This window comes from Candidatus Lokiarchaeum ossiferum, assembly GCA_025839675.1.
GTDB classification, from domain to species: Archaea; Asgardarchaeota; Lokiarchaeia; order Sigyniarchaeales; family Promethearchaeaceae; genus Lokiarchaeum; species Lokiarchaeum ossiferum.
The window spans coordinates 2,309,268-2,323,297 of record CP104013.1 but is presented as its reverse complement, the minus strand read 5'-3'; the positions used below and the strand labels follow the sequence as shown (position 1 = coordinate 2,323,297).

Here is a 14,030-nt window from a genome sequence, read left to right as displayed (position 1 = left end):
AAATTAAATTTTCTTCTTTTTCATGAAGATGACGATTCCAAGTAAGTTGAAAACTACTCCAAATCCGAGTAATATAACTAGATCTTGCCAAACCGTCACCCAAGATGCTCCATAGGTAATTACTTGGCGAAGAGCTTGGTTTACATATTTGGAAGGAATAATTTTAGTGAATTCAGCATCTACCACAAAGAACGTTCCGCCTAAAAATTGCATGGGTAGGATAACAAACCAGGCCAAATTTCCTGCTGCTTGAGCATTTTTGGCGAAACTTGAAATGATCAATCCCAAACCTATACAAACAAAAGCAAAGAGTAAAGCCAGCAAGAATGCTAGTAACCAATTTACCTTGGGTGACATATTCACCCCAAAGATGAACATACTTCCAAATAATACAACAATCTGGATTGCTGAGAATAGGAATTGGGCTGCACCAGCGCTTCCTAAAAGAATAGAACGACTAACTGGTGTTGTATCCAAACGATCCAACATACCTTCAAATTTTTCCGTACAAATTATTGCAGTTAAACTTGAAATAGACACCAATACTCCAAGAATTGCAAAACCTGGGGCTGAATAATCGAAAAAGGAGACTGATTGCCCTTTTGGGCCTATTTCCAGAGTCGTTTCCAATGCTGAAATATTATTCATCCCCAACAGAATATTATTTACCATCCCATCAAATAAACTGGGGATGATTTGAGAGGTAATGGGATCTGCAGTTGTGATAATTTCCAATTTTGGAGAGCCTGATGGAAATGTGGTGTTGACTAAACTTTCATATCCATCACCCAAATAACCTTGTTGGGCCATTGAATACCAAGAAGTACTTCCTATAATCACTTCTGAAAAATTCGCGGGAATAATTATAACACCATCCATAGATTCTTCTAACACCATAATTCGGGCTTGTTCTTCAGTGATCAAAGAGCCATTTTTCCAAGATTCGTGAAGAGTGAACGATTGGGAAAGATTTGCGTTATCCCGAAATTCATCCGTAATTATAAGTGAAACGTTCGCTCCAAAATCGGTACTTGGATTGGCTGAATCACTCACATCATAGTTGATAATAATGATATTATAACTTGCCCGACTTCCGGATGCTCCAAAAGCAACGGAGTAAATTGCCATACATAAAAGGGGATAGCCAAATAGCCAAATAAGTGATTGTTTATCTCGTAGGGTGATTTTCAAGTTTTTTGCTATTAAAGTTCCAAATTGGATTAATTTTGTTTTTAATTTAATTGTATTTATCATCTTTTGCATTCTCCTTTCTAATTTCGTAAATCTCTCCCTGTTAAATCTAAGAATACATCCTCAAGGGAATTTTGGCGAATAACTAAGTCATTCATTTTTATATTATATTTGAGTTGAAGAGATCCATAATAAGTCGAAATCTTCTTTAATCCATCTAAAGAGCAAAATGCGATGCGTTCTTTTCCCAAGGATTTTGCCCAAAGCACATCCTCCATCTCATTTAATGTTGAAACTATCTCATCTTTAATATGAAAATCATCACTATTCAACCGAAATTCAATAATATCCCCATTTCCTGCTTTACCCTTCAAATTTTGAGGGGTACCTGAAGCAATTATTTTTCCATGATCAATTATAGCTAATTCTTCAGAAAGGTCATCGGCCTCTTCCATATTATGAGTTGTTAATATAATCGTTTTATTTTGCTTTTCAAAATCCTTAATGAAATCCCAAACAACTCGGCGACTTTGAGGGTCTAAACCAGCACTTGGTTCATCAAAAAAAACAACTTCGGGATCATGGACTACGGCCATAAGGACATTGACACGACGCTTCATTCCTCCTGAAAATTTGCGGACCAAATCATCTGCTCTATCGAGAAGATTCATTTTTCCCAGATAATCGTCTATTCGCTCTTTATACACACTACGAGGAATGCCATACATTTTAGCGATTAATTCAATATTTTCTCGGGCTGAAAGTAATTCATAAAGAACCAATTCTTGAGGGCATACCCCAATCACTTGACGAATTTTCTTCCGTTCTTTGTTTAGATCATAGCCTAAAATCTTTGCAGTGCCATTGGTAGAAGGTAGAATTGTCGATAGCATTTTGATGGTTGTGCTCTTTCCTGCCCCATTAGGTCCTAAAAAACCAAATAATTGCCCTTTATTTATATTCAAGTTGATCTCATCGACAACACAACGTTCCCCATACGTCTTCGTAAGATTCACTGTTTCAATACCAATATCTAACATTGAATTAAACCTACGTGAAAAAATAAATGAATTTTATAGAGACCAAAGATTGGCAATTGAGGAAATGGGGACATCAAAAAAACAAAACATTTAAAAAAAAACGTTCGTTAGAAACAGTATGAATCGAATTTGCATTTCAAGCTAGATCTGAATTGTGAATGTTATTAGAATTCGAATAAATGTGAAATTTCCATTTAATTTTCTGACTTCTTCTACACCACTCAATTCGTGAATCTATAGATCTTGAGTGGGTAATTTTCTGAGTAATGGAGATATTAATCCTTATTTTTCTCACAAAAATGTCCATCAATTGATGTAAGTTCATAAAAAAAATAAAGTGATTACTATGTTTAATAAAGTGAAGCAAACCTATCGAGAATTTCCGAAACCATTCTGGGTATTGGTTTTAGGGACATTCATCGATCAATTAGGGGGATTTATGCTCTTCCCCTTTTATTCTATCTACGTTATGGAGCATTTTGAAGTTACTATGATTGAAGTAGGGCTACTGTTTTCAATGTACGCTATCGGAGCTCTCTTTGGAGGATTTCTTGGAGGGATGCTAACAGATAAATATGGTCGACGTTCAATTATGTTGTTTGGCTTAGTAATAAGTGGTTTAGGAAGTTTATTGATGGGTTTCATCAACGATCTTACCATATTTTATATCATTTCATTACTTCTCGGTGCTCTTGGAGATATTGGAATGCCTGCACAACAAGCGATGGTTGCTGATCTTCTGCCAGAAAAGCAACAGATGGAAGGTTTTGGAATTCTTAGGATTTCCATGAACATTTCTGCAACAATTGGACCTGCTTTAGGTGGCCTATTAGCTTCCTCATCTTACATGTATTTATTCGGAGGGGATGCAATTTCGAGTATTCTAACTGCTATATTGGTGTTGATGGTCATTCCTGAAACAAAACCTCCTGTAAAGGAAGAAAAACAAACTGAATCCTTAATAGAGACTTTGAAAGGCTATAAATATGTTTTTAAAGATAGTCCATATATGATATTTTTGCTTATATCCTGTCTCGTGGGTTTCGTATACATGCAAATGAGTAGCACTTTGTCAATATTTCTCCTAAATGAGCATGGATTCTCCTATCAAATGTATGGATATTTAATTAGTATGAATGCCCTAATTGTGGTTTGTACACAATTCTGGCTAACTCGCAAAGTCTCTAAATATCCTCCTCTGAAAGTTATTGCTGAGGGCACCTTGCTCTATGCGATTGGATTTGGGATGTATGGGTTTGTGAGTTCAACTTTCATGTTCTTCGTTGCAATGGTGATAATTACGGTCGGAGAAATGATTAATGCTCCTGTGAGTGAAGCAATTGTTGCTCGATTGGCTCCAGAAGATAAACGTGGCAGGTATATGGCCGTTTTTGGATTTTCGTGGTTTATTCCAAACCTCATGGGGGTAGTGATTACTGGGACGATCATGGAAAAATATAATTCAAATTGGGTTTGGTATATTTGTGGAATTACATCAATGGTTGCTGTGTTCGGGTATACAGCATTATATCGATGGAAAACATCACGCGCATCGTGTGACTTATCTATACCAGCGGACGATTCTGACACAAATCTCCATCCAGTTCCAGTCAAAGCTGGTAACTAAGTTTTTTTTTCTCTTAGAATAATTTTATGAAAAACCAGAAAAATTTCAAGAGTAAATCTTAAGAGCACTTAATAAACAATCAAAATTTGGAAGTAATAAGTAACATGTTCAAAAATTTAGAAAATACCTATCAGAAATTTCCCAAAACATTTTGGGTGCTAATATTCGCCACTTTTATTGATCAAGTGGGAGGTGCCCTTTTATTTCCTTTCTTTGCCATTTATATAACTGATAAATTCAAGGTTGGGATGACTGAAGTAGGATTTTTATTCTCGCTTTTTGGTATTGGTTCATTTTTTGGCAATTTTATTGGGGGAGCATTAACTGACAAGTTTGGAAGAAAAAAAATGCTCCTTTTTGGTTTGGTTGTAAGCGGATTAAGTAGTATCTTAATGGGGGTAATTAATGATATAAATTGGTTTTATATTGTGGCTGGATTTATGGGTTTGGTTGGAAATGCTGGTGGACCTGCTCAACAAGCAATGGTGGCCGATCTCTTACCTCCGAAGAATCAACCGGAAGGTTTTGGGATTCTGAGAGTTATGGCCAATTTAGCTGTGACTATCGGTCCCGCCATAGGAGGGTTGCTTGCATCAAGATCGTATTTGTTATTATTTATAGCTGATGCTGTGGCAAGTTCGATTACTGCTATTATAGTATTTTTGGTAATACCCGAAACAAAACCACAATTATCTGAAGATGAGCCCGTTAAAACTGTAATGGAAACTGTTGGAGGGTATAAGGAAGTGTTTAAAGATTGGATATTCATGTTTTATGTTGCAATAACCACTTTGGTAAGTTTTGTTTACATGCAAATGAATAGTTCGTTGTCCGTCTTTCTTTTACAAGAATACGCATTTCCGATAAGCAGTTTTGGGTTATTAATCAGTATGAATGCATTAATGGTAGTAATTTTACAATTTCCTGTTACTCGTTTGATTTCTAAATTTGAACCCCTAAAAATGATCGCGTTAGGGACTGTGCTCTATGCAATTGGTTTTGCAATGTATGGATTTGTTTCTACCGTTCCTATGTTCTTTATTGCGATGTTTGTAATTACTTCGGGTGAAATTATTATTGCTGCATTCTCTCAAACTTTGGCAGCGAGTTTTGCACCTGAAGATAAAAGGGGGCGATATATGGCCATTTTTGGCTATGCTCATATTTTTCCTACAATATTTGGTGTTCTATTAGCAGGCTTGATAATGGATAATATGGATTCTAAGTTGGTGTGGTATTTTGGCGGTGTAATTGCATTAATCGGCGCTTTTTCATATTTAATTTTGCTTCAATTGGCAAATAGATCCAAAAGAGAAATCTTACCGGAAAAAAACATCATTCGTGAACAAGAAGAATCTTATAATGAAGTTCCAAGAAATTACTGAAAACAAATTTTTTAATTTCTTTCTAATTAAAATCCAAACTGAACTGCTCACTTTATAAACAGTTATGTATTTCCACAACTTAGAATGAAATTCCAAAAATCCGATATGCAACCATTTCAAGATGATAAAGTTATTTTAAGACCGTATGATTGCAATTCGGATCCTGAAAAGATAGTTAAATACATCTTTGACAAAATGAACAATGAAGAAGGAATAAAAGCTCTCCAGAGTTCTGATGCTCGTTTTAAATCCCGAGGGAATTTAGAAGTTCGTTTTGTAGCTGAGTTCAAACAAGAGTTGATTGCTTCATTGACTCTAAATACTGAATATTGGAATAAAAAAGGTTACCATATGTATGCGGTAGTCACTGCACCTCAAAATCGGGGATCTGGAATAAGTCAGTAGCTTTTTCAATATGTTTGCAAGTGGGTTTCTCAGCAAGGAAAAAAATTGATTACGGTTGATACATCTGCGGATAATTTGAGAGCCCAAAGATTTTTCAGTAAAATCAGATTTCGTCAATTTGGGTTAATCCCTGAAATTATAGAAGGAGGAAATGATCAGAGAATTGATCAAATTTTTTTCTATTATGTCATTCCATCTCAATAGTTATCATTTCTTTTTCCTTATTAACAAAAGTTCATGAAAAAATGACCCTTCGATTGTCATCTACAATATTTTTCTTCTAAATTTAAAAAACTTAAATATTTTTGAGAATTAACATACAAGATTGTCCAATGAAACTTGAAGATATAAAATGGATTATGGAAAACTCATTTGCAGTTTTTCCTAATTCAACGCTTACAGAGCAAACTGAAATTTTAATGGATTACTTGGGTTCTCCCGTTTCTGACCTTCGAGAAGGTGCATTAGAGATTCTGTATGAATGGATTATGAAAGGGAATTATTCTAATGAAGAATTACTAATTATGGGGGATCGCTTAGCCAAAAATTTATTGGTCGGAATTGGAGAACAAAATACTGATACTGTATTTTTACGCGCATTTTCAGCATTAATCTTAGAATCTATTATTGATTTTGATAGTAAATGCGCATTAAAAGAAATTGAAGGTCGAATCCCCTTTTTATCAAAAGATCAATTGCTAGCTTATTTAAAAACCAGCATTCAATATTATCACGATGAAAAAGACACTCGTGGATCCGTTGTAGATAAGGGATGGGCTCATTCTATTGCTCATGGTGCTGATCTATTTGGAGGTTTCGCTCGCCATCGGTTCATGGACAAACAAGAATTAAATCAGATCTTAGAGTTGATAAAATTCAAAATTACCGAACCTATTGAGGAGATCTATACTTGTAATGAAGATTTTCGGATCGCTGTGACTGTTTATATCATTTTTATGCGAAAGATTCTCGCCATGGATGAAATGAGTTCTTGGATTCAAAGTGTGAGGGACGTATATCCGAACAGATGGATTAGTTATAGTGGAAAAATTGCATCCCGGAATGGATTTCTCAACAGTCGAATATTTTTCCATAGTTTTCATCTATTGGTTAAATTTGGAATTAACAATGAAGGATTTTATTCAACATCTTTTTATAAAAACCATTTATTAGATGATAGAACGCATCTTTGTGAAAAAATTGAAGATATTCTCTTAAAAATGAATAGTACGTTTCTCCTTCAGAAAAAATTTTAAATTCTTTTTTTTATTGCAATTCCACAAACAGTTTTAATTTATTTCCTTAACCCAATTTTTCTTTATGATGAAAGAGAAATCAATGCGTCAATCAAGTCAGTCTTCATCCCAAATTCCTAATAGTTTGCGTGTAGTTATAATTTGGCCAATATGATAAGATGTATGTTGAAGAAAAACTAATATTAACCTGAATTTTGTGACTGGTTTTTTTTTCTCTCCACTTATTATTTTCACAAATTCCATTAAATCCATTGTATCTAATAATTGCTTAATTTTTTCAACATTAGTTTTTAATTTGTTTTTTAATTTGATGAAATTTTGTTCATCGCTGAGATCTTCTTCAGTGGGCCAATTCTCCTCTACGGGGATATTCGACCAATCTCTAAATTTTCCTTCTAAATTTTGAATTATGATATTTTGCCAAGCAATGAGATGGTGTAATAGATCCCAGCAAGAATGGAGCTTATTTTCTGGTTTTATCTTAGATTCTTGAGGGGAAAGATTAACGAGAGCATCATCTGGTGAAATATGAGTGCATACCCCGCTCATCGCTTGAATCATATCTTCTAAAAATTGTTTTTGCATGATAGTATCATATCATTTTTTACTTTATTAACTAATAAGTATTCTCTATTATCAGTTTAAGTTATCCCTATGGTCTGGCAAACGTCCTAATTACCCCTATAAGTAAAATTACTTGATGAATTGGCACTTCTTTTCTTTTTAATCATGTAGATTCGACTTTCGACTATTTCTTCCGCTTTATCGAAATATGGATAATCAGATGAGCAAAGCATTGTTGAAATTTAAAAAATTTTAACAATTATTCCGTTTCTCAGTACAATTGCCAATATAGATCTTTTCTGTCCATCTTTCATTATATGACTCATTTTTCTGAGTTTAAGTTTAAACTTCTGTTAATTCAATGGGTGTGTGGCACATGTGGATGTCAATCAGTCTAGCCGACATTCTATACTGAATAGATATCAATAACTCCGAAAATTTACTAATAGCATAGTATCAATGTTATCGCCCAAAAAAAAAAAATAATTCGTTACCCAATAGTATCACTAGCTTTTTCGATCATCATTGTAGTTATTGAATGCCTATTAGCCGTCAATTGCTATCAGCAATTGACTAATCCGTTTTTTTTTATATATTTTATCTTTGATCAAATAGAAAAATCCGGAGTAGGCTAAAATTGCCATAACAAGGAAGATAACTAAACCTCCAGGTTGTAATTCGGGATCATTGTTCGCTAACATCACAAAACCCATACAGTTGACTGCGGTGATCATAGTAATAAAAAATCCGTAGGATAGTAAAATCAATGGATAAAATTTCTTTACATTTCTTAACAGCAAAAATACACTAATGAACCCTAATGGAATTGAGATTCCCAGATCAAAAATTCTGATTACCCAAAATACTGTGGGTGCTGAACTATAAGAATTTGAAACCGTATCGCCTGTAAGTAATACTTCATTAACTTCTCCAATCCACATTATAGCAAAAAATGTTAGCGCTAAGCAAAATATGAGAACATAAATTCGCAATGATTTGGGATTGAAATCGGGTGATTCATTGAAATCAAAATTTGACAAGGTATATATTAAGAGTATTAATCCTCCGATGATCAAAATTAGGAATTGATAGAAATATTGTTCGATGTTTCCAGTATACTCTACTCGATTCCATTCTTGCCCAATAGTATAAGAAATTGCCATATAGAGCAAGTAAATTGGCGTCAATATTAGCAAATACTTGGAACATGGTTTGTGCATGATATGAGTTATTCCACCTATAATGAGAAGTGGAACTAAAACGATTAAATTGGCAAGATCTTGGCCAATGGTTTGATAAATTGCGGAAGGAGATGTATGATGTTCCATTATGGAGAATCCAAGTGGTCCCATGATGGAGAGATATGCTAAAATGATCCCACAGAGAATGGCTAAAAGTCCAATGAACAGACGATCCAGAACGGATTCCGAAGATTGGGTGGAGCGAGGAATTTGAGTTTGATTCATAGTAATTCTAATTTAATTAAGTTTAAACTTCAAATATAAATACAATTGAAGAAAAAACCTTTCACTCATGGCAATTCCCAACAAAGTATGAATATTCCTACTAAGTAAGAAAGATCAAAAACCATTAATTTTGGTAAATCCTTCCATACATGAGAAAATGATGCAAGACACATGGAAGCAAGTATTGGCAGATATTTGTCATCCTACCCGATTACAAATATTGTCAATCGTCCAAAAATCTCCTTCGAACTTTTCAAATATTGCAACTCAAGTTGCTCTGTCAAATTCTGAAGTATCTCGCCATCTTAACCGGTTATTTGATCAAGGCGTGTTGGAAAAGGATGCTAAATCGCGACAAATTTCTTTAACCAAATATGGGGCACTTATTCATCATTCCCTTCAACCTTTACATTTCTTCTGTGAGTTTAAGCATATTTTTACCCTCCATGACATACTTGATTTACCAGAATTTCTTCTTGCAGATCTCCCTCTTTTAAAAAATGCAGTATTCATCAAGGGCACTGGACCAGTTATGTTCAAAATGCAAGAAATTACTGAAAGAGCCCAAAAATCGCTAAAGATGATGGTTGATCAGCCTTTTCCTTTTGGAAAAGCTGGGATATCTGTTGAATTTATTGTTCCTCCTAGCTTGGTAGCGATGCGGGATAAGATTGAAAAAAGTAGTTTAACTATTGATGCCCGTCTCTATGATTTTGTTCGATATTCTATCTGTATCACTGATAATGGTGAAGCATTATTATTTTTGCCAAAAAATGAAACTAATCCTGATTTTGAGTCTTGCTTTTATGTGTCTTCTTCTCAAAATCCTGCTTTTCTGTTTATTTGCCAGTTGTGGGATTATTTTTGGAACAATGGGAAGAAAATTGAAGAAATTTAATCTCTTTTTTCTTGGATACCCTATATTTCTTACATTTTTACTATTTTTTGATATGAAATGCTGTTCTTCGTTCTAAAAATGCTTTTCCTTAATAATAACCAACCGCTTTCGATTCAAAAAAAAATCAATCCAAAAAATATTATAAGTCCTCTTCTTCTAATCTCGTAAGGAAAAATAAAATGTCATTTTCAAATCAACTCGATGTAGTTCCAAGAAACATTGCGAAATATGCAATAGCAATAACAAGGTTGGCGATTGCACGTATCATTATGCTTGTTCTTGGTATAATTGTCATTAATGAATTGCTTCCTTTAATGGAAGAAATTCCCACTAATATTAACGATCAAGAAGCAGTTGCGGAAGCCTTAGGACCTATAGCGGGTAAAATTCTCCTGTATGGCTTTCTGTCATTTATTGGGCTTTTGATATCGTTTGTGTTTTATGTTAGATATTTGGTCAAATTGAACGATGTGTCCAAAGTAACTGGTGATATTAATCTCCGAAATGTCTTCCGGTTGGAACTTTCTACAATCTTCTTGAATATTATTGTTTTTCTATTTGTGACCAATTATGTCGTATTAATTATTCTTTCAATGGTTTTAAATTCTCTAGCCATTATTTCTATAATATTTCTTGAAAAATGGGTTCGGATTTTACCTAATCAAGCGGAAAAACCTTTTCTTGGGGATGCGACTAAATCAGTATTCTTGATAATGAAAATTGGTTTAATTTATTCATTGGTTCTCGAAATTATGAGTTATATTTTTACTATTTCTGGTATTTGGGGACTAATTTTATTAAATCTCGGAGAGGTTCTTTTCATATTTGGTTTTTGGAAATTAGGCAAGTTGATAAAAGCCTCATATCCTTTAGAAACAGTATTTTCTCAACCTTCGATGGCTTATGGACAACCCCAATTCTCATCCTATGCTACGACTTCTTCTCCTTCTCACCAAAGATATGGGCAAGAACAACCTGGTATGAATAATTCTCCGACGCTTAGACCTTCAACAAATGCCGTAGATCCTTCCCGAATTTCTGGGTTAGGTGGGTCAGAAGACCATTGTTCTTTCTGTGGTGCCCCCAAAATTGATAAAAATGCGACCTTTTGTTCCACATGTGGTCAAAAGTACGTGTAAATACATTTTTCTTTTTACTTTTTCTTTCTTTTTTCCTGTTCATTTTGCAAGAAATTGTTTTTGCCCAGTAGATATAAAATAAATAACGGTGACACAATGTCAAAAATGGCCCCCAAAATCATGAAAATTCTAATCTCAACAACTGTGATTGCGGTATAAGTTTGGAAACCTGCAAGAATTAATCGGTATCCACAAGAGATGTAAGGAATAATCTGATATCTTTGTAAATCTCTTCCCGAAATGTATAGTAAGATTCCCATGGTTGCCAGTGATAACCCAAAAGACAAGTGCCAGAAAGGAAGGAAAGGAAGATTGAGCTGGTGCATAATTCGACCAATAAAAATGATAACAATCCCAAAGAATATCTCGAGAATACCACTAACTTTTAAAAAACCTTGAAGAAATTGAGTTGAATCTTCTTGATTGTTCACATTTGTCTATCAGCAGGAGGTTTTTTTAATCTTTATTGATCCTCAGATATTAAATCAAAATTGTCTGGTTTGAAATTAATTAAGGCAGGATGCTTCTTTAAAAGATGAAGAATTTGATTTGCATCTTCTGGTTGTAGACCAAAATCGACTTGATCATTACCATCCTTTGAGATTCCTCCAATTATATTGCGTCCGAGATTACATTCAATGCAATTTTCATCGGGTGTTTTCATGATTTGGGGAATTTTTTCCTGGAAATTGTCTCCAAAAAAGAGCGCTTGAATAGTTTTGTCCATATTTTGAAAGTATAAAAAGTCTTTAATGGAGTTTTTCAAAGAAAACAAGATGTATTCTTGATTGTGATGGAAAAAAACCGAGTGAATCTTGTGGATTTTTATTTTATCAGTATTGTTAATTGTAATTTTTCTTTCAATCCTTAAAAATTTTGATCAGATATGTATTATCTTCCACTTTTTGTGCATCAAAGGAATAAGGAGCTTTGGAGAACGGTTTTTCAATGTTAGCATATTGTTCTCGAGTTGAAAAGAAATGTAGATTCTCCCCTGATCTTAATTTTTTTAATAAGATTTTCAGTTTCAGCATTAGATTTGTGCAAGTGAAGTGTGTGAAATCTTGAACTTCTTTAGGTTTATCCATTTTTCTTTCCCTTTATGAAAATGCCTTTAAAAAAATATTATTCTCCCCATATTTGAATTTTCTTGGTTTGTATGTTTCGAAATCAACAACTGTAATTCCTCAGTTGAGAGTGGGTTTACAAAATTCAAATATCCATTAATTGATACATTTCTCCTCAATATTGAAGGTGTGTATATGTAATAGTCGATTTTGTCCATTTCCCATGTGACATCTACGATTTCTTGAATGTTGAATACGTGATCTTGAGAATGGATTTTGTGTTCTCCAACAAGATTATAAATTCCATCTTCAACAAATAAAATAGAGACATGAATGCCATGATTTGCACAAGCCATCGCAAATGACAACCCTCCAAAGGTAAATTCTTCTTGATATGGGGTGTGGGTCATCATCAACAAGATTTCGGGGGAAGAAATAAATTTTTTTTCAGTGGAATTGATCCACATCCCCACATTCGGTGCAAAAATGGGAGAACTTCGCTCGAATTGATCCACAATTTCATTTAAATTGCAAATTCGAAACCCATCAATTACTGATTTTGCTTTGTATTCCTCATTATTCTGGTTTATTTCTCCATAACCTCGAGCGATACAACAACGAGAACATGCCAGAGTTTCCATTATCTGATTGTTATGCGTTTGAGGATCTGTATACATGGAAATTAGTCTACCAATATTCTCAAATTCTGAAGGTGCTTGATTTATATGTCCTGTGTGAACTCCATCTAAATAGCACAACAATTGAGCTTTTTTTTTATTCTTTAATGAGGATTCTAAGAAATTAACTGCATAAACTGAATTACGGCTCATATAGGGACCTTTCATTTGGAGAAATCCCATATAATTATCTTTAAAATTTCTAAATTCTTCAAGTTGGAGAATGGCATCCCAAAATCCTATTTTGATATTCTTTGATAATTTAATATTTGTAAGGGAAGAAATTTTGTAGTTTTTTGTTAGCGATTTTATCGTGATTCCCCGGATTTCTGCCTCCCATTGATCCAGATGAATATTGCATCTTTGGTTACGTATTATAGATTCCCATTCTGGAAATAAGCTTTGATCTGTAAAAGAATATAGGGCATCCCCCGTAATTCCAATAGTCAGTGTATTTTTGGAGAAATTTTGAATTAAAGAGATCCACTCCAATCGTTCTGGAGATATTTTTTCCGAAAATAAAAAAAAGAGAGAATTCGACATAATAATCTCTATGATTTAGTGATTTTCAGTTCCCATACTCCCGATTCAATCTTCTTTGATTCGACGGGATACCCAATTTTTTTCATTGCATAAGGGATAGTATCGATTGCAGCAGGAGGGTGGTCACATGTAACAATCAAATTATCTCCTTCATCTATTTTAGCCAATTTTTTCTTAATTAACAATAAGCAAAACGGACAAATTTTCCCAGTGATATCAATCTTGTGTTCTGTCATTAGTCTCACCTTTCAAATAAAAAAAGAATTAACCCCCAAATAAGCTTACTACCCAACTTGCTATCCACAAGTGAAAAACGACTGCTCCTATCAACATCCCAACTATGAAGAATATTGATTTGATATTTCCTTCAAAACCCATGACTGTTTGACGTAACGGACATCCTCCTAAGAAAACTCCTAGTATTCCCAGTCCCAATCCTCCAATTATTGCAAGGATTATATATGCCCAATTTGCTAAACCGCCCGGTGCTCCTGGAATAGGTGTTGTAATTCCATTCTTAATTGCCCAGAAGAAATTTGGAAATTCTCCGGACCATATTAAAGAAAATATCAAATAACTCACAAAAGAAGATACAATAAGTGCAAGATATCCAAAGAAAAGTCGTGTATGTTTAAATAAGAATAGATCTCGTATTCCTCCAATAGAACAAAATCCAGATTGTTGTGCTAAATATCCAATGAGTATTCCTAAGAATAAAGTTACAATTGGTACCGCGATATATGCTGCTTCAGCTGATAACCATCCTGCCATT

At 34.0% G+C, this 14,030-nt stretch carries 16 protein-coding genes; 6 read left to right on the top strand and 10 right to left on the bottom strand.

From position 1 onward, the window contains the following. Positions 1–3 precede the first annotated feature (3 nt). Together NEF87_RS09590 and NEF87_RS09585 are read right to left on the bottom strand one after the other, a co-directional pair. Positions 4–1,254, bottom strand: a complete 1,251-nt coding sequence (locus tag NEF87_RS09590; protein ID WP_457919625.1) for an ABC transporter permease — start codon at positions 1,252–1,254, stop codon at positions 4–6. A gap of 17 nt (positions 1,255–1,271) precedes the next feature. Next, positions 1,272–2,231: an ABC transporter ATP-binding protein gene (locus NEF87_RS09585; RefSeq protein WP_457919624.1), complete on the bottom strand. Its 960-nt coding sequence runs from the start codon at positions 2,229–2,231 to the stop codon at positions 1,272–1,274. Positions 2,232–2,577: 346 nt separating this feature from the next. Between NEF87_RS09585 and NEF87_RS09580 the strand changes: the two genes are divergently transcribed. The 4 genes from NEF87_RS09580 (at position 2,578) to NEF87_RS09565 (ending at position 6,904) form a co-directional block, all read left to right on the top strand. Next, positions 2,578–3,858: an MDR family MFS transporter gene (locus NEF87_RS09580; RefSeq protein ID WP_457919623.1), complete on the top strand. Its 1,281-nt coding sequence runs from the start codon at positions 2,578–2,580 to the stop codon at positions 3,856–3,858. A gap of 104 nt (positions 3,859–3,962) precedes the next feature. After that, positions 3,963–5,243: an MDR family MFS transporter gene (locus NEF87_RS09575; protein ID WP_457919622.1), complete on the top strand. Its 1,281-nt coding sequence runs from the start codon at positions 3,963–3,965 to the stop codon at positions 5,241–5,243. An 84-nt stretch (positions 5,244–5,327) separates the two neighbouring features. After that, positions 5,328–5,648 carry a hypothetical protein gene (locus NEF87_RS09570; protein ID WP_457919621.1) on the top strand — a complete coding sequence of 107 codons (321 nt, stop codon included), beginning with the start codon at positions 5,328–5,330 and terminating at the stop codon, positions 5,646–5,648. A gap of 332 nt (positions 5,649–5,980) precedes the next feature. After that, positions 5,981–6,904, top strand: coding sequence for a DUF2785 domain-containing protein (locus NEF87_RS09565; RefSeq protein ID WP_457919620.1), 924 nt, complete (start codon positions 5,981–5,983; stop codon positions 6,902–6,904). 96 nt (positions 6,905–7,000) lie between these two features. Here NEF87_RS09565 and NEF87_RS09560 read toward each other — a convergent pair whose 3' ends face one another. After that, the gene (locus NEF87_RS09560; protein ID WP_457919619.1) at positions 7,001–7,489 is read right to left on the bottom strand and encodes a DinB family protein; all 489 of its coding nucleotides are present in this window, start codon (positions 7,487–7,489) and stop codon (positions 7,001–7,003) included. A gap of 524 nt (positions 7,490–8,013) precedes the next feature. Further along, the gene (locus tag NEF87_RS09555; RefSeq protein WP_457919618.1) at positions 8,014–8,934 is read right to left on the bottom strand and encodes a hypothetical protein; all 921 of its coding nucleotides are present in this window, start codon (positions 8,932–8,934) and stop codon (positions 8,014–8,016) included. A 157-nt stretch (positions 8,935–9,091) separates the two neighbouring features. On the opposite strand from NEF87_RS09555, the gene NEF87_RS09550 reads away from it, so the two are divergent. Together NEF87_RS09550 and NEF87_RS09545 are read left to right on the top strand one after the other, a co-directional pair. Next, positions 9,092–9,832 (top strand): ArsR family transcriptional regulator, encoded by a 741-nt coding sequence (locus NEF87_RS09550; protein ID WP_457919617.1) that lies wholly within the window; start codon positions 9,092–9,094, stop codon positions 9,830–9,832. Positions 9,833–10,011: 179 nt separating this feature from the next. After that, positions 10,012–10,971 (top strand): zinc ribbon domain-containing protein, encoded by a 960-nt coding sequence (locus NEF87_RS09545; protein WP_457919616.1) that lies wholly within the window; start codon positions 10,012–10,014, stop codon positions 10,969–10,971. 14 nt (positions 10,972–10,985) lie between these two features. On the opposite strand, the gene NEF87_RS09540 is transcribed toward NEF87_RS09545, so the two are convergent. The 6 genes from NEF87_RS09540 to NEF87_RS09515 form a co-directional block, all read right to left on the bottom strand. Beyond that, a complete protein-coding gene (locus tag NEF87_RS09540; RefSeq protein ID WP_457919615.1) occupies positions 10,986–11,402 on the bottom strand; it encodes a hypothetical protein in 417 nt (138 codons plus the stop codon). A 32-nt stretch (positions 11,403–11,434) separates the two neighbouring features. Beyond that, a complete protein-coding gene (locus tag NEF87_RS09535) occupies positions 11,435–11,698 on the bottom strand; it encodes a hypothetical protein (protein WP_457919614.1) in 264 nt (87 codons plus the stop codon). A 133-nt stretch (positions 11,699–11,831) separates the two neighbouring features. Next, positions 11,832–12,059 carry a hypothetical protein gene (locus NEF87_RS09530; RefSeq protein ID WP_371806223.1) on the bottom strand — a complete coding sequence of 76 codons (228 nt, stop codon included), beginning with the start codon at positions 12,057–12,059 and terminating at the stop codon, positions 11,832–11,834. Between the two features lie 26 nt (positions 12,060–12,085). After that, entirely contained in the window at positions 12,086–13,258 is a 1,173-nt protein-coding gene (locus NEF87_RS09525) for a DsrE family protein (RefSeq protein WP_457919613.1), read from the bottom strand. Positions 13,259–13,266: 8 nt separating this feature from the next. Then, positions 13,267–13,494 carry a sulfurtransferase TusA family protein gene (locus NEF87_RS09520; RefSeq protein ID WP_457919612.1) on the bottom strand — a complete coding sequence of 76 codons (228 nt, stop codon included), beginning with the start codon at positions 13,492–13,494 and terminating at the stop codon, positions 13,267–13,269. A 28-nt stretch (positions 13,495–13,522) separates the two neighbouring features. Beyond that, positions 13,523–14,029 carry a YeeE/YedE family protein gene (locus NEF87_RS09515; RefSeq protein ID WP_371806220.1) on the bottom strand — a complete coding sequence of 169 codons (507 nt, stop codon included), beginning with the start codon at positions 14,027–14,029 and terminating at the stop codon, positions 13,523–13,525. Position 14,030: the final 1 nt, after the last annotated feature.